Below are 15,015 nucleotides of genomic sequence, written 5' to 3'. Positions count from 1 at the left end.
CACGGACCCCGCCGCGGATGTCGCCGCGGAGGGGGCCGTAGAGGAGGATGCCGCGGACGTGGGCGGGTGGTCGGTCGTCGTCTCCGACTGGGCCATGTCTTTCCTTCGTCTAGAAGCTCGATCGGAGTCGGGCCAGCAGGGTGTTGAGTACGTCGATGTCCTGGGCGGACCAGTCGCGGAGGGCTCTTTCCAGCGCTACCGTGTACCGGGCGCCGATCTCGGTGAGCAGCGCCCGTCCGGCCGGGGTGAGCCGCAGGATGCGGCAGCGCCCGTCGCCCGGGTCGGTCTCGCGCTCGATCCAGCCGCGGTCGGCGACGTGCGTGATGTGCCGGCTGGTCACCGAGATGTCCACGGCCATGAGCTCGGCCAGCCGGCTCAGCCGCACCTCTCCCTGCCGGTCGAGCACGGTGAGGACGGCGGCGGCGCCGGGCGGGCAGTCCGGGGGCAGGTTGCGGGCGAGCTCGCGCTTGACCGCGCCGATCCCGGTGAGCCGGCGGGCCAGCTCCTCGTGCGGTGTGGTCCGAGTCGTCTCCACGGTCACCGGGCGGCCCCCATCTTGTTGCTTAAGGCAACCATAGGAGCGAATGGTTGCTACAGGCAAATGAATCCCTGGGTGGGGCGGTAAAGGAATCGGAAAACCGGCTAGGGTCCTGCTCCATGGCTGACAACCACAACTCACAGGTCCCCGAAGGCAACTACGACCCCGCGGGCAGCACTCAGATGTTCCGGGCGTTCGTCGACGAGGCCGCACCGGCCCGGCAGGCGGGCCCGGGAGCCCGTCAGCAGCGCCGCGCGGAGCAGGAGCGGTCCGGGTCCTCGAACCCGGCCGTGAAGCTGGGACTGGCCCTCGCCCTCGTGCTCGTGATCGGCGCGGCCGCCTGGGTGGTCCTGCGCTGACGACCCCGGCAGGGGTCCGCGGGCCTCAGCTCCAGGTGGCGGTGACCTTCTGGGTGTCCACGTGCATGCCCAGCGGTACCCGCCAGGACTCCACGCACACCGTGTAGGTCTGCGTCTTCGCGGCTCCGCCCGCGATGGGCGCGGGAAGCGGCTGGGTCGTGGTGATCGTGGCCCAGTCGATGCCGAGGGCGCCGATGATGTGCGTCGCGAAGCTGACGGTGCCCGAACGCGCCGCCGTGGTGCCCAAGTTGGTGAAGGTCACGGTGACCCGCTCGCACCAGCGGTCGGCCGCGGCCGCCCTGATCGGCGTGGACAGCGTCAGCCGCGCCGGAGTGACGGGCGGGGCCGGCGGCGTCGTGCCGGGTGGGGTGGCCGGGCTCGTCGGCGTATGCGGAGCCGGAGGAGGGGCCGGCGTGTCCGGCGTGTTCGGTGTGCCGGGTGCCGTGGTGGTCCGCCCGGGTCCCGCCGGGGTCCCGGGGGCGCTCGCGGAGCCGCCGGGGCCGGTGGTCGCGGCTCCGCCGTGCGTGGGGCCGCCCGGGGGCTCGGATCCCGGGGGACCAGTCGACGTACTGGATGACACGGAGGATCCGCCCGCCGCGGACGGGCCGCCGAGCTGCTGGAACTCCACCGGGCCCTGCGGTGCCACGTTCTCCCCCGCGCCCCGTTCGGGGCCCGGGGCCGCGGCGCCCACGGCGACGTAGCCGTCCCGCGCCGGGCCGCCGCAGCCGATGAGGCCGGCGGCGGCCGTGCAGCACAGGGCGAGGAGGGTGGTGGCCGCTCGCGATCCCTTTGGCATCGCGCCAGTTTTCCTGACGACGCGTCAATTGGGAAGCGCGCGGCGCCCGGTCACTCTCCGATGAGGCCTACGCGCAGCTGCGCGAGGGTACGGGTCAGCAGCCGGGAGACGTGCATCTGGGAGATGCCGACCTCCTCGCCGATCTGCGACTGCGTCATGTTCGCGAAGAAGCGCAGCATGATGATCTGCCGTTCCCGTGGCGGGAGTTTGGCCAGCAGCGGCTTCAGGGACTCGCGGTACTCGACCCCCTCGAGCGCGGTGTCCTCGTAGCCGAGGCGGTCCGCGAGGGAGCCCTCGCCGCCCTCGTCCTCCGGGGAGGGCGAGTCGAGCGAGGAGGCGGTGTAGGCGTTGCCCACGGCGAGGCCGTCGACGACGTCCTCCTCCGAGACCCCGAGCACGGCGGCGAGCTCCGGCACGGTCGGCGAGCGGTCCAGTTTCTGGGCGAGCTCGTCGCTGGCCTTGGTCAGCGCGAGACGGAGCTCCTGGAGCCGGCGCGGGACGCGGACGGACCAGGAGGTGTCCCTAAAGAATCGTTTGATCTCGCCCACGACGGTCGGCATCGCGAACGTGGGGAACTCCACGCCGCGTTCGCAGTCGAACCGGTCGATCGCCTTGATCAGGCCGATCGTGCCGACTTGGACGATGTCCTCCATCGGCTCGTTGCGGCTGCGGAAGCGGGCGGCCGCGTACCGGACCAGGGGCAGGTTCAGCTCGATCAGGGTGTCGCGTACGTACGCCCGGTCGGGGCTGTCCGCGTCCAGGGCGGCAAGTCGCTGGAAGAGGGAGCGGGAGAGGGTGCGGGTGTCGATGGCTTCCGAGCGGTCGGACACTGCCGGCGGCGTCACGCTCTTGACGAGCGTGAGCACCTTGGAGCTGCCCTGGTCTACGGACATGCCACCCCCTTGAGGTCGCGGACGGTCGCGTACGGCGCGCCCGTCGGAGGAACGCAGCCTCCACCTGAATACCGGAGGCGGGGCTGCGGCAAACGCGGTTCAAGCAGAATGTCACATGTCGGCAACGCGCTGTAGCGCCATGTCGACATATATCTCCAGCGACAGAAGAGGTCGGAAGGCGATCAGCCCGTTCTGTCGGGAAACGCGTGAATGATCTCCACTCGTTCCGGTTACGCCTCGATCCTGTTTGCGGATCTCAGTCGGGCGAAGCTCCGGGCGAGGAGTCGGGAGACGTGCATCTGGGAGACGCCGAGTTCGGCGCTGATCTGCGACTGCGTCAGATTGTTGTAGTACCGCAGGAGCAGGATCCGCTGCTCGCGTTCGGGCAGTTGTACGAGGAGATGGCGGACGAGGTCGCGGTGCTCGACCCCGGCCAGCTCCGGGTCCTCGTAGCCGAGGCGGTCCAGCAGCCCGGGCATGCCGTCGCCCTCCTGGGCGGCCTCCAGCGAGGTCGCGTGGTAGCTGCGCCCGGCCTCGATGCAGGACAGCACCTCGTCCTCGGTGATGCGCAGCCGCTCGGCGATCTCGGCGGTGGTCGGGGTGCGGCCGTGGAGGGTGGTGAGGTCCTCGGTGGCGGCGTTGACCTGGACCCACAGCTCGTGGAGGCGGCGCGGCACGTGGACGGTGCGGACGTTGTCGCGGAAGTACCGCTTGATCTCGCCCACGACGGTCGGCATCGCGAAGGTCGGGAACTGCACGCCGCGGTCCGGGTCGAACCGGTCGATGGCGTTGATCAGCCCGATGGTGCCGACCTGGACCACGTCCTCCATCGGCTCGTTGCGGCTGCGGAAGCGGGCGGCCGCGTACCGGACGAGCGGGAGGTTGGCCTCGATGAGGGCCCCGCGCACCCGGGTGTGCTCGCTGGTGCCCGGCTCCAGGCCCTTCAGCTGACCGAAGAGGACCTGGGTGAGGGCCCGGGTGTCCGCACCCCGGCTCGGAGGTCTCGGCGGGGGCGGGGGCTCCTCGGGCGGCTCCTGGGGGGCTTCTTGGCGGGCTTCCTGACGGTCTTCCCGGTGAGTTTCCTGGCGCGGGTCCTGGCGCGGCTCCTGACGGGGCTCCTGCTGGAGCGGTACCTGGGGGTCCTGTTGGGGTGGCACTTGAGGCGCAGTACTGGCCGGCACGGTCACGCCACCCCTTCAGTCAACTCATCCGTCAAAAGCGGTCATAGCATCACAAGACATGTGCACTGTGTGCAAGCACCGTATATCGCCGTGTTGAGGGCAAGTTGGGCATATCGGGGCATTATGCCCAGTGATGGGTATGCAAAAACCCCCCACCCGTCGGAGTGGGGGGCCGGAAGTCCGGGAACCGCTTCAGCGTACGGGTCAGCGCACCAGTTCGGTCATGAACTCGCCGATGCCGGAGGCGGCATCCGATATCCCCTGGAAGCCGATTTCCACGATCTCGGCAGCCCTCTTCGGCTGGGTGATGATCACGAAGAGGACGAACACGGTGAGGGCACCCGTGATGAGCTTCTTGGTGTCCACGAGCGGGCGGCCTCCCCAACCGGTCCTTGTGAGTCGGGTGAGTCTAACCGGTCAAGATTGGACACTCACCTGTCCTTTAAGGACCAATGACCCGGTACTCCGGGTCCTTTGCCGCTGGGTCCGCGCGTGCGGTGGGCGCAGGATGGGTGTCAGTCCACCGGTTCTGGCAGGAAACCGGTGGGTGAGGACAGGAAGTGGCGTTGTCCCCCCGATGCCACTGCCCCCGTCCCACGCCGAGAAGGCCCCGACCCCCCCGGTCGGGGCCTTCTCGGCCTTCTCGGCGTTCTCGTACGGGGGCGAGTGGCGAGGGGCGAGGGCAGGCGGGGCAGCGGGGCCGGCCGGCGAGGTTACTCGATGCCGCCGGCCAGGTCCGTGAGGGGCTGTACGGGGGCGATCACGGGCGCCAGGTGGTTGGGCAGCTCCATGAGCGCGTTGAGCTGGTTGGCGCCTTCGCTGAGCTTCGACCCGATCTCCTGTACGGAAGCGGGCTGGGCCCCCGCCGGCATCCCCGGGGCGGCCGACGGCAGGTCCGGAAGGGTGAGGGGGGCGATCGGGGAGGCCGAGGCGGCGGGCGCGGCGAGGCCCGCGGCGGCCCCCGCGAGGGCGAAGGCGGCGAGCATGCGCTGGGTCTTGGTCATGCCGTGACAACGGCCGAGCGGCCGGGCGGTCACGCGGCGGTACTCCGGTGAGCGGTGCGGAGAACGCGGCGGAGAACGCCGAGAGCCCCGACCCTTGCGGGGCGGGGCTCTCGATTCGGAGCGGTAGTGGAGGGATTTGAACCCCCGATGGGTTGCCCCATACTCGCTTTCGAGGCGAGCTCCTTCGGCCACTCGGACACACTACCGAGATGGATCCTAGCCTAAGGAGGTGCATTCGCCGAAATCGGTATCCCGGGGCGGCTGGCGGCCGCCCCTCCCGGCCGCCGTTGTCACAGGTCCCGGAAGAAGTCCGTCAGCTGCCGGGCGCATTCCTCGGCGAGAACGCCGCGGACCACTTCGGGGCGGTGGTTGAGCCTGCGGTCCCGTACGAGGTCCCACAGCGAGCCCGCCGCGCCCGCCTTCTCGTCGTCCGCGCCGTAGACGACCCGGGCGACGCGCGACTGCACGAGCGCGCCCGCGCACATCACGCACGGTTCCAGGGTCACCACCAGGGTGCATCCCGGAAGCCGCCATTCCCCGAGCTGGGCGGCCGCCCGGCGCAGCGCCAGTACCTCGGCGTGCGCCGTGGGGTCGCCGGTCGCCTCGCGCTCGTTGTACCCGGTGGCGAGGAGTTCGCCGGCCGGGCCCAGCACGACGGCGCCGACCGGCACATCGCCGGCCGGCACCGCCCGGGCGGCCTCCTGGAGCGCCAGGCGCATGGAGTCCCGCCACGGGTCCCGTACGGGATCGGTGGTGTGCGCGTCGTGCGTGGGGGTCACTAGCGGACGGCCTCCAGGACCTCGGTGGCGCCGAGGGACTCGGCGATCTCCGAGAGGGCGTCCCCGTCCAGGGTCATCAGTTGTTTGTTGGTCACCCCGAGATCGTCCAGCAGCCGGGGGTCGCCGAGCGGACCGGCCGGTACCGGCTCCGCGCCGGTCCCGCCCACCTCGTCCTCGTCGGCGTCCTCGTCCGTGAACGCGGCGACGGCTTCCTCCTCGCCGTCCTCGGTGCCGTCCAGGTCCAGCTCGTCGAGTTCGTCGTCCTCCTCGTCGCTGCCCAGCAGCTCTTTGGTCAGCATCGAGCCGTAGGAGCTGCGGGCGGCCGCGGCGGCGTTGGAAACGAAGTACCGCGGGTCCTCCTCGCCGTCCACGCGGACGACGCCGAACCAGGCGTCCTCCTGCTCGATGAGGGCGACCACCGTGTCGTCGTCGACAGCGGCGGAACGGGCGAGATCGATCAGATCACTGAGGGACTCGACGTCGTCGAGTTCCATGTCGCTCGCTTCCCACCCGTCTTCGGTGCGCGCGAGCAGTGCGGCGAAATACACCGTGACTCTCCCACTGGTCATAGGCGTGCCGGTTGGAGGTCCCCCCGGCCGGAGGTTGGGGCCAAAGCGGCCGTGGTGCTCGCCGCCCGTACCCCGCCCAATCGGCATCGTGGCAGAAACAGCGGCTTTGCGAGAGGTCTTCCGCGCTTGCGTCGTGCCGCGCCGTGCCGTGGCGGGGGCCGTGCGGGGTTGTGGGGGCGGGGTGTCCCGGGGTCGGCGGGGCCGTGTCGGTTGCCGTGCGGGCCGCTCGTGTCGCGCCGGTGCGGGTCCGCTGCCGGGGCTCCGCCCCGGACCCCGCGCCTCAAACGCCGGCGGGGCTGGGTTCGTGCCGGCGGGGCTGGGTTCGTGCTGGTGAGGCGGGTTCGTGCTGGCGAGGCTGGAATGGGCGGTGCTACCAGCGGAAGGTGCGCATGCGCATTTGTTGGCGCATGCGGGCCGCGCGGGCGCGGCGGGGCTGGACGCGGTCGCGCAGCTCGCGCGCCTCCATCAGGTCGCGCAGGAACTGCGCGCGGCGTGCTCGGCGCTGCGCCGCGGTCTCCGGCACATCGTCGCTCGGCTGCGTGTCGGGCATCGGCCACCACCTGGGCTGGTCGGTCGTCCCCCCTGCACCCACCTTCCCCCGGACGGGCCGTTTGATGCCACCCCGTCGCAGGTCAGGCGTCGTCCTTGAGGGTCGGGACGATCGCCACCGGGCCGTGCGCGTGCTGGAGCACCGCATGGGCCACCGAGCCGATCAGCAGCGACATGGCGGTGCGCCGGGGGTGGTGGCGGCCCACCACGACCAGCGCCGCCGACCGGGAGGCGGAGACCAGCCGCCCCGCCGGGTCCCCGGGCACGGCGGCCTGCTCGACCGGGACGTCCGGGTACCGGGCGCGGAAGGGCGCCAGCCGCTCCGTCTGGGACCGCAGCATCTCCCGCTCGGCCGGTACGCCGTCCCCCTCGTCGGCCAGTCCCTCCGGCGGGATCACCGTGAAGGGGCTGTCGATCACCATGGTGGGCGCGGGCGGGATGGCGTACGCGGACACCACCTGGACGGTGGTCCCCCGCACGGCGGCCTCCGCGAACGCGAAGGCCAGTACGTCGTCGGGCGTCTCGGCGGCGTGCAACCCGAGCACCACCCGCCCTGCGGACTCGCCGGAGGCGGTGGCCTCCGCGCTCCGCTTCTCGTGCGGGACCACCACCACCGGGCACGGCGCCGTGGTCGCCACCGCCCGGCTGTTCGAGCCGAGCAGCAGGCTGGCGAAGCCGCCGCGGCCCCGGGAGCCCATCACCAGCATCAGGGCCTCCGCCCCGATCACCCGCAGCGCCTCGGGGACGGAGCCCTCCAGGGCCTCGTACCGGACCCCCTCCGGCAGCGTGGAGCCGCCGCCGAACATGGCCCGGATCCAGTCGCCCACGGGGTCGGCGAACTCCTCCGGCTGCGAGGCGTCGTGCAGGGCCGACCGGCGCCCCGCATACAACTGGGCCTCATCGGGCAGTACATGGGCGATCAGCAGCCCCGTATCGTGCCGGATGGCCGCGGCCCTTGCCCACTCCAGGGCCTTGAGGCTGTGTTCGGATCCGTCGACGGCTGCGATCACCGGTGCGTTGCTCATCAGTCCAGCCTGCTCGGCGTCGGCGCGGGTCGCATCCCCAGGCGGCTGCGGCGTGGCCGCGGCTTCGGACACGAAGGGGCCGCGTCACCGCGTAGCCTTTTGGGTGCAGGTCGCGTCGTGCGGCCGTTTTTGCTGGTCGCAGGCTCAGTTTTGGAGGATGTTGTGCGTTTGCAGGTCGTCGATCACCCCTTGGTGGCGCACAAACTCACCACCCTGCGCGACAAGCGCACCGACTCCGCCACCTTCCGGCGGCTCGCCGACGAGCTGGTGACCCTGCTCGCGTACGAGGCCACCCGGGACGTGCGCACCGAGCAGGCCGACATCGAGACCCCGGTCGGCCCGACCACCGGTGTGAAGCTCTCGCACCCGCGGCCGCTCGTCGTCCCGATCCTGCGCGCCGGCCTCGGCATGCTCGACGGCATGGTGCGGCTGCTGCCGACCGCCGAGGTGGGCTTCCTGGGCATGGTCCGCAACGAGGAGACCCTGGAGGCCTCCACGTACGCGACGCGCATGCCGGAGGACCTCTCCGGACGGCAGGTCTACGTCGTCGACCCGATGCTCGCCACCGGCGGCACGCTGGTCGCGGCGATCCAGGAGCTGATCAAGCGTGGCGCCGACGACGTCACGGCCGTGGTGCTGCTGGCCGCGCCCGAGGGCGTCGAGATCATGGAGCGCGAGCTGGCGGGCACGCCGGTGACGGTGGTGACGGCCGCGGTGGACGAGCGGCTCAACGAGCACGGCTACATCGTGCCGGGCCTGGGTGACGCGGGCGACCGGATGTACGGCTCGGCCGAGTAGCCGACGGTCAGCAGTTCTTGGCGGGCGCGGGCACGGGGTTGGCCAGGAGGGCCAGCGCCTTGTCCGCGTCCTGCTTCGTACTGAGCTCCTTGAAGGCGTCGCCCAGGATCAGGTCGATGTCCGCGGTCTCACGGGTGTCGGTCTGCTGGGTGGTGCCGACGAGCTGTGTGCCGAGTACGGAGAAGGCGGCCTTGTCGGTCGTGGGGGAGCCCAGCAGTATCCCGGTGCCGGGGACCTTCTTGTCGAAGTCGGGCGGGGCGTTGCCGACCTGGCCGATGACGAAGCCGCGCTTGGCGAGCTCGTCGCCGACGGCCTTGGCCAGGCCCGCGCGCGGGGTCGCGTTGTAGACGTTGACGGTGATCTCGCCGGGCGGGGGGAGCACGACCGCCGGTTTGGCGGGTGCCGAGGCGGTGGAGGCGGCCGCGGGGCCGCCCTTGACAGCGGCCTTCGGGGGCGTCGTCGGGCAGTCCTTGGCGCCCGCAGCCGTGTTCCGCTTGGGGCTGTCGCCCCGGAACACGTCGATGAGCTGCAGTGCCCCGTAGCCGACCAGGGCGAGCGCGAGGACCGAGCCGAGCACGGCGAGGACGATCCGACGTCGGCTCCGCTTACGGCTCATGCGGGGGTAGGCGGCTCCCGTGACGCGGTACTTTCCGCCCATGCCGGGGGGAGTGAGCATGCTCATGGGCGCAGCGTAGTGCGGCCCGGTGGCGATGCCTACTAAATGATCTGCTGATAGGTCAATGGTGACCCGAAAGGCGCAATCTACGCGTAGCGTCAGTCCATTTCGAGGACGCGGGCGTGCAGCACCTGGCGCTGCTGCAGGGCGGCGCGCACGGCGCGGTGCAGCCCGTCCTCCAGGTAGAGGTCGCCCCGCCACTTCACGACATGGGCGAAGAGGTCGCCGTAGAAGGTGGAGTCCTCGGCGAGCAGCGTTTCGAGGTCCAGCTGTCCCTTGGTCGTCACGAGCTGGTCGAGCCGGACCGGGCGCGGCGCGACGTCCGCCCACTGCCGGGTGGTTTCCCTGCCGTGGTCGGGGTACGGCCGGCTGCTTCCGATGCGCTTGAAGATCACACGGAAAGCCTACCGGGCCGGTGCGTGCGGGCGCAGCCTCGCGGCGGTGGTGCAAAAGTGGCGAACAGCGCTAATTGGGGAGCCATGCATGAGCGAGAGCACCGACCCTGCCGTCCCGGCGGACTCGACGGACGCTGCCGTCCCGGCGGACCCGGCGGATGCGACGGACCCGGCGGACCCGGCCGGGCAGATCGCCGCCGGGTACGCCTTCACCGGACCCGCGCTCGACCTCGGCGCCCTGCTCTGGGACGGCACCTGCCTGCCCGACCGCCAGATCCGCATCCCGCTGGCGATGCTCAACCGCCACGGGCTGGTCGCCGGCGCCACCGGCACCGGCAAGACCAAGACGCTCCAGCTCATCGCCGAGCAGCTGTCGGCCGGCGGGGTCCCCGTCTTCCTCGCCGACATCAAGGGGGACGTCTCGGGGATCTCGGCGCCCGGCACGGCCAACGGGAGGATCGACGAACGGGCCAGGGACGTGGCCCAGACGTGGGAGCCCACCGGATTCCCCGGCGAGTTCTACTCGCTCGGCGGGATCGGCCCCGGAATCCCGATCCGGTCGACCGTCACCAGCTTCGGACCGGTGCTGCTGTCGAAGGTGCTCCAGCTCAACCAGACGCAGGAGCAGTCCCTCGGCCTGATCTTCCACTACGCCGACGCCAAGGGTCTGGAGCTGATCGACCTCAAGGACCTGCGCGCGGTCGTCGCCTTCCTCGTCTCCGACCAGGGAAAACCGGAACTCAAGGGCATCGGCGGACTGTCCACGGTGACGGCCGGGGTGATCCTGCGGGCGCTGACCGCCTTCGAACAGCAGGGCGCCGCGCAGTTCTTCGGCGAGCCGGAATTCGACACCGCCGGATTCCTCCGCACCGCCGCCGACGGGCGCGGAGTGGTCTCCGTCCTGGAACTCCCCGCCGTCCAGGACAAGCCCCAGCTCTTCTCCACCTTCCTGATGTGGCTGCTGGCCGACCTCTACCACGACCTGCCGGAGGTCGGCGATCTCGAACGGCCCAAGCTCGTCTTCTTCTTCGACGAGGCGCACCTGCTCTTCAAGGGGGCCTCGAAGGCCTTCCTCGCGTCCATCACCCAGACGGTGCGCCTGATCCGTTCCAAGGGCGTCGGCGTCTTCTTCGTCACGCAGACCCCCAAGGACGTACCGGCGGACGTGCTCGCCCAGCTCGGCAACCGGGTGCAGCACGCGCTGCGCGCCTTCACCCCCGACGACGCCAAGGCGCTGAAGGCGACCGTGAAGACCTTCCCGCACTCCGCGTACGACCTGGAGGAGCTGCTCACCCAGCTGGGGACCGGCGAGGCGGTCATCACCGTGCTCAGCGAGAAGGGCGCCCCGACCCCGGTCGCGGCGACCCGGCTGCGGGCCCCGCAGTCACTGATGGGGCCCCTGGAGGCGTCCGCCCTGGAGCAGGCGGTGAAGTCCTCGCCGCTCCACCCGCGCTACGCGGAGCCCGTCGATCGCGAATCGGCGTACGAGAAGATCAGCGCCGAGCAGGCCGCGGCCGAGGCACGGGCGGAGGCCGCCGCGGCCGCCGCCCAGGCGGAGAAGCAGGCGGAGAAGCAGGCCGAGGAGGCGCGGAAGGAGGCCGAGGAGGCGCGGAAGCAGGCCGCGAGGGCCGGGCGCGGCGGCCCCGGGCCGGAACCCTCGCTGGCCGAGCAAGTGGTGGGGAGCGGACTGTTCCGCTCGCTGGCCCGGTCCATCGGGACCCAGCTGGGCCGGGAGATCTCGCGCTCGATCTTCGGGACGGCGCGCAAGCGCAGGTGACGCGGTGACAGACTCGGTACATGCGGACCGAACTCACCGACACCACGTCCAGCAAGATCAACCGGGCCCTGCTCGAAGCCCGCCGGGCCATAGGCAGCCCCACCATGGGTCTGGTGCTGACCCTTGTCGTCGTCACCGACGAGGAGAACGCCTACGACGCCGTACGCACGGCCTCCGAGGCCTCGCGCGAGCATCCGTGCCGCGTCATCGCGGTGATCAGGCGGACCTCGCGCGGCCCGCTCAAGCTGCGCCCGAACCGGGTGGACGCCGAACTGCGGGTCGGCTCGGACGCCGGGACCGGCGAGCTGGTGCTGCTGCGCCTGCACGGGGCGCTGACCGAGCATGCCGGTTCGGTGGTCCTGCCGCTGCTCGTGCCGGACGCGCCCGTGGTGGCGTGGTGGCCGGCCGACGCCCCCGCCGACCTGGCGCGGGACCCGCTGGGAGCACTCGCGCAGCGCCGGATCACGGACGCGGCCGCCGCCTTCGACCCGGTCGGCGTGCTCGACGAGCGGGCCGCCGGCTACCAGCCCGGCGACACCGACCTGGCCTGGACCCGGCTCACGCCGTGGCGGGCCCTGCTGGCCGCCGCCCTGGACCAGAAGCCGCTGCCGGTGACCGGCGCGGCGGTGGAGAGCGAGCCCGACAACGCGAGCGCCGAGCTGCTGGCGCGCTGGCTGGAGGACCGGCTGGAGGTCCCGGTGGCCCGGGTGGCGACCGACGGCCCGGTGATCACCGGGGTCAGCCTGCTGACCACGGCCGGGGAGATCCGGGTGGACCGGCCGGCGGGCGTGCTGGCCACCTTGACCCTGCCGGGCAGCCCGGACCGGAAGGTGGCCCTGAAGATCCGCAGCGGCGCCGAACTGATCGCGGAGGAACTGCGCCGCCTCGACGCGGACGTGGTCTACGGCTCCGCGCTGCGCCGCCGGCCGCTCCAGGCGGGGCTCTCCGCGTAGTGGTTGTCGTAGGTCGCCGAGCTGTCCTTGATGTCCTGCACGGTGGCCTCGCCCGCGTGGACCCGGCCGAGGAGCCGGTAGTAGTCGAAGCGGCCCATGCCGGGGGTGAAGCCGACGAAGACGCTGGCGGTGTGGCCGGCGGCGGGGGCGAAGGCGTGCTTGACGCCCGGCGGGATCGCGATGAAGTCGCCGGCGCCGAGGGTCTGGATCTCCTCGCCGACGAGGACGTCGAGCTGCCCGGCGGTGACGTGGAAGAACTCGGTGGCTTTGGTGTGGAAGTGCACCGGGGCGCCGGCCGCGCCCTCGTCGAAGGTGGCGGTGTTGCAGGTGAGCTCGGCGGTGTCCGTGAGCAGGGTGATGAGGCTGCCGGGAGCGTCGTTGATGGCTTCGGCGGTGGCGGCGCGGGTCGCGATCTTTGTCATGTCCATCAATCTATGCGCCGGACAGACGGCCACACGGGCCGATCGACATGAGCGTGGCCGGTCAATCCGAATCTTTGGCAGGCTTGGCAGGCTTGGCAGGCTTGGCGGCCTTGGCGGCGGCCTTCATCTCCTGCTTGTGCGCCCGCACCTTGGCCAGGGACTCCGGGCCGGTGATGTCGGCCGCCGAACGGTAGACGTCCGCCTCGCCGTACCCGCCCGCCGCCTCCCGCCAGCCCGTCGGGCGCACGCCGAGCCGCTTGCCCAGCAGGGCCAGGAAGATCTGCGCCTTCTGCTCCCCGAAGCCCGGCAGCTCCTTGAGGCGCTTCAGCAGCTCCCGCCCCGTCGCGGCGTCGGCCCAGACCGCCTCGGCGTTCCCGCCGTAGTGCTCCACCAGGTACGCGCACAGCTGCTGGATCCGCGTAGCCATCGACCCGGGGTACCGGTGCACGGCGGGCTTCTGGGAGAGCAGGGCGGCGAAGGCCTCCGGGTCGTACGCGGCGATGGCGTGCGCGTCCAGATCGTCGGAACCCAGCCGCTGAGCGATCGTCCACGGCCCCGAGAACGCCCACTCCATCGGCACCTGCTGGTCCAGCAGCATCCCGACGAGCGCGGCGAGCGGGCTCCGGCTCAGCAGCGCGTCGGCCTCCGGCTGCTGTGCCAGCCGGATGGTGATGTCCTTGTCCATGGCTCCAGCGTCCCGCGTGGGCGCGCTCCCCGCGCGGTCGGCACACCGCGCGCCTAGCGTGAGTACGACGACACGTACGAGTCGAGGAGTCGAGGAGTCGATCGATCATGCATGAGTTCTCCGAGGGCGCGCCGTGCTGGGTGGACGCGATGTTCACCGACGTGGAGGGGGCCAAGACCTTCTACGGCGACGTGCTGGGCTGGACCTTCGGCGAGGCCAGCAGTGAGTACGGCGACTACACGCAGGCCTACTCCGACGGCAAGGCCGTCGCGGCCGTCGTCCCGCCGATGCAGGGAGCCGACGCCCCTTCGCAATGGTGTCTGTACTTCGCCTCGCCCGACGCGGCGGCCACCGCGCAGAAGGTCACCTCGAACGGCGGAGACGTGCTGATGGGCCCGATGCAGGTGGGCACCTTCGGCACGATGCTGATCGCGAAGGAGCCGAGCGGCGCGGTCTTCGGCGTATGGCAGCCGGGCGACCACAAGGGCTTCGAGAAGATGGGCGAGCCGGGCTCGTTCGCCTGGGCGGAGGTCTTCACCCGGGAACCGGCCAAGGCGGACGCGTTCCTGCCGAAGGTCTTCCCGTACGCCGCCCAGCAGATGGACCCGGGCGACGACCCCGAGACGGCCGACATGGATTTCAAGGTCTTCAGCGTCGGCGGCCCCGAGAACCCGGTGCTGGGCCGGATGAAGATGGACGACGACTTCCCGCCGGACATGCCGCCGTACATCCAGATCTACTTCGGCGTCCCGAACTGCGACGAGGCGGTCGAGAAGACGAAGAAGCACGGCGGGAAGCTCCACTTCGGCCCGATGGACAGCCCGTTCGGCCGCTTCGCGGCGGTGACGGACCCGCAGGGCGCGGCCTTCGCGGTGATCGACCTCTCGACGACGGTCGGAGAGATGCCGACCTTCGGCTGAGCCGGGCATCCGCCGCCCTCCCCCCTCGCTGGAGGGTCGCAGTGCGTACGGGCGGTCCGGGAGGCCCGGACCGCCCGTACGCAGCGCCGCAGTTCGCCGTCCAGGCCGTCAGCGGAGGCCGGACCAGAAGGCGTACTGGTGGTCCCGCGCGAAGTCCGCGCGCGTCCAGGCGCCGGAGGCCAGCGTCTGTACGTGGCCCTGCTCCGCCTGCTCCGCCCGGAAGGCGGGCCAGGGGGTCCTGCCCGAGCGGGCGAAGTCCACCCAGGTGTGCGCCATCCGCCGGCCGAGCCGTACCTGCTCCTTCGTCAGCTCCTCGAAGAGCGCCAGGTGCAGCCGGGCGGTGTCCAGCGTCGGGACCGACCAGGCCTGGTCGGTGCGGACCGTCGCCAGGGCCTCGCCGGCCGAGCCGAAGCGGCTCAGCGGGTAGCGGGCCAGTACCGCGTCCGCCCGGGCGCCGAACTGCTCGCGCAGGGCCGGCTCGTAGGCCTCGGGCGGCATCGGGGTACGGCCGGGGGCGCTCTGCTCCTGCCCGAGGATCCGGCCGCGCTCCTCGTCGTGGTTGACCCCGATGAGGACCGGGACGCGGTGGAGCTTCCCGGTGCGCAGCGCCTCGCCGGGGCCAGCGGCATCAGTTCGGTGCCGGCGATCGGACGGGGCTCGTCGGCTGGGGCTCTTAGGAGCCAACCGAGACGGAGA

Annotated in this window: 20 protein-coding genes and 1 tRNA gene; 5 read left to right on the top strand and 16 right to left on the bottom strand. The window is 71.5% G+C overall.

Features of this window, described 5'->3' with window-relative positions; all coding sequences use genetic code 11:
• Positions 1–109: 109 nt before the first annotated feature.
• Positions 110–541 carry a MarR family winged helix-turn-helix transcriptional regulator gene (locus tag ACZ4TV_RS05200; protein WP_468130859.1) on the bottom strand — a complete coding sequence of 144 codons (432 nt, stop codon included), beginning with the start codon at positions 539–541 and terminating at the stop codon, positions 110–112.
• 116 nt (positions 542–657) lie between these two features.
• Here ACZ4TV_RS05200 and ACZ4TV_RS05195 point away from each other — a divergent pair, with 116 nt between their 5' ends.
• Positions 658–897, top strand: a complete 240-nt coding sequence (locus ACZ4TV_RS05195) for a hypothetical protein (protein WP_468130857.1) — start codon at positions 658–660, stop codon at positions 895–897.
• Between the two features lie 25 nt (positions 898–922).
• On the opposite strand, the gene ACZ4TV_RS05190 is transcribed toward ACZ4TV_RS05195, so the two are convergent.
• The 10 genes from ACZ4TV_RS05190 to ACZ4TV_RS05145 form a co-directional block, all read right to left on the bottom strand.
• Positions 923–1,693, bottom strand: coding sequence for a hypothetical protein (locus ACZ4TV_RS05190; protein ID WP_468130855.1), 771 nt, complete (start codon positions 1,691–1,693; stop codon positions 923–925).
• A 50-nt stretch (positions 1,694–1,743) separates the two neighbouring features.
• Positions 1,744–2,586 (bottom strand): RNA polymerase sigma factor SigF, encoded by an 843-nt coding sequence (locus ACZ4TV_RS05185; protein ID WP_468130853.1) that lies wholly within the window; start codon positions 2,584–2,586, stop codon positions 1,744–1,746.
• A gap of 230 nt (positions 2,587–2,816) precedes the next feature.
• The gene (locus ACZ4TV_RS05180; RefSeq protein WP_468130851.1) at positions 2,817–3,743 is read right to left on the bottom strand and encodes an RNA polymerase sigma factor SigF; all 927 of its coding nucleotides are present in this window, start codon (positions 3,741–3,743) and stop codon (positions 2,817–2,819) included.
• A 228-nt stretch (positions 3,744–3,971) separates the two neighbouring features.
• Positions 3,972–4,133, bottom strand: coding sequence for a hypothetical protein (locus ACZ4TV_RS05175; protein WP_184791566.1), 162 nt, complete (start codon positions 4,131–4,133; stop codon positions 3,972–3,974).
• Positions 4,134–4,480: 347 nt separating this feature from the next.
• Positions 4,481–4,771: a hypothetical protein gene (locus ACZ4TV_RS05170; RefSeq protein WP_468130849.1), complete on the bottom strand. Its 291-nt coding sequence runs from the start codon at positions 4,769–4,771 to the stop codon at positions 4,481–4,483.
• Positions 4,772–4,892: 121 nt separating this feature from the next.
• A tRNA-Ser gene (locus ACZ4TV_RS05165) sits at positions 4,893–4,977 on the bottom strand.
• 84 nt (positions 4,978–5,061) lie between these two features.
• Positions 5,062–5,550, bottom strand: coding sequence for a tRNA adenosine(34) deaminase TadA (gene tadA, locus ACZ4TV_RS05160; RefSeq protein WP_468130847.1), 489 nt, complete (start codon positions 5,548–5,550; stop codon positions 5,062–5,064).
• Positions 5,550–6,098 (bottom strand): tRNA adenosine deaminase-associated protein, encoded by a 549-nt coding sequence (locus tag ACZ4TV_RS05155; protein ID WP_468130845.1) that lies wholly within the window; start codon positions 6,096–6,098, stop codon positions 5,550–5,552. The genes tadA and ACZ4TV_RS05155 overlap by 1 nt, the downstream gene beginning before the upstream one ends.
• A gap of 391 nt (positions 6,099–6,489) precedes the next feature.
• Positions 6,490–6,669, bottom strand: a complete 180-nt coding sequence (locus tag ACZ4TV_RS05150; protein ID WP_468130843.1) for a hypothetical protein — start codon at positions 6,667–6,669, stop codon at positions 6,490–6,492.
• A gap of 82 nt (positions 6,670–6,751) precedes the next feature.
• A complete protein-coding gene (locus tag ACZ4TV_RS05145; RefSeq protein ID WP_468130841.1) occupies positions 6,752–7,693 on the bottom strand; it encodes a universal stress protein in 942 nt (313 codons plus the stop codon).
• Positions 7,694–7,855: 162 nt separating this feature from the next.
• Between ACZ4TV_RS05145 and upp the strand changes: the two genes are divergently transcribed.
• Positions 7,856–8,491, top strand: coding sequence for a uracil phosphoribosyltransferase (upp, locus tag ACZ4TV_RS05140; RefSeq protein WP_329381989.1), 636 nt, complete (start codon positions 7,856–7,858; stop codon positions 8,489–8,491).
• A 7-nt stretch (positions 8,492–8,498) separates the two neighbouring features.
• Here the strand turns inward: upp and ACZ4TV_RS05135 are convergent, their stop codons facing one another.
• On the bottom strand, positions 8,499–9,173 hold the full coding sequence (locus ACZ4TV_RS05135; RefSeq protein WP_468130839.1) for a LytR C-terminal domain-containing protein: 675 nt from the start codon (positions 9,171–9,173) through the stop codon (positions 8,499–8,501).
• A 92-nt stretch (positions 9,174–9,265) separates the two neighbouring features.
• Positions 9,266–9,562 (bottom strand): type II toxin-antitoxin system VapB family antitoxin, encoded by a 297-nt coding sequence (locus tag ACZ4TV_RS05130; protein WP_468130837.1) that lies wholly within the window; start codon positions 9,560–9,562, stop codon positions 9,266–9,268.
• A gap of 88 nt (positions 9,563–9,650) precedes the next feature.
• Here ACZ4TV_RS05130 and ACZ4TV_RS05125 point away from each other — a divergent pair, with 88 nt between their 5' ends.
• The gene (locus tag ACZ4TV_RS05125; protein ID WP_468130835.1) at positions 9,651–11,339 is read left to right on the top strand and encodes a helicase HerA-like domain-containing protein; all 1,689 of its coding nucleotides are present in this window, start codon (positions 9,651–9,653) and stop codon (positions 11,337–11,339) included.
• A gap of 20 nt (positions 11,340–11,359) precedes the next feature.
• Positions 11,360–12,292, top strand: a complete 933-nt coding sequence (opcA, locus tag ACZ4TV_RS05120; protein WP_468130833.1) for a glucose-6-phosphate dehydrogenase assembly protein OpcA — start codon at positions 11,360–11,362, stop codon at positions 12,290–12,292.
• Here opcA and ACZ4TV_RS05115 read toward each other — a convergent pair.
• Positions 12,241–12,714, bottom strand: a complete 474-nt coding sequence (locus ACZ4TV_RS05115) for a cupin domain-containing protein (protein WP_468130831.1) — start codon at positions 12,712–12,714, stop codon at positions 12,241–12,243. The genes opcA and ACZ4TV_RS05115 overlap by 52 nt on opposite strands.
• A gap of 61 nt (positions 12,715–12,775) precedes the next feature.
• Positions 12,776–13,399, bottom strand: a complete 624-nt coding sequence (locus ACZ4TV_RS05110; RefSeq protein WP_468130829.1) for an HhH-GPD-type base excision DNA repair protein — start codon at positions 13,397–13,399, stop codon at positions 12,776–12,778.
• Between the two features lie 107 nt (positions 13,400–13,506).
• Between ACZ4TV_RS05110 and ACZ4TV_RS05105 the strand changes: the two genes are divergently transcribed.
• Entirely contained in the window at positions 13,507–14,319 is an 813-nt protein-coding gene (locus ACZ4TV_RS05105; protein ID WP_468130827.1) for a VOC family protein, read from the top strand.
• 108 nt (positions 14,320–14,427) lie between these two features.
• Here ACZ4TV_RS05105 and ACZ4TV_RS05100 read toward each other — a convergent pair whose 3' ends face one another.
• The gene (locus ACZ4TV_RS05100; protein ID WP_468130825.1) at positions 14,428–15,003 is read right to left on the bottom strand and encodes a hypothetical protein; all 576 of its coding nucleotides are present in this window, start codon (positions 15,001–15,003) and stop codon (positions 14,428–14,430) included.
• Between the last annotated feature and the right edge of the window lie 12 nt (positions 15,004–15,015).

Source organism: Streptomyces sp. NPDC028910, from assembly GCF_055564955.1.
The sequence above is the reverse complement of the archived record's forward strand: the minus strand, read 5'-3'. Positions and strand labels throughout refer to the sequence as shown.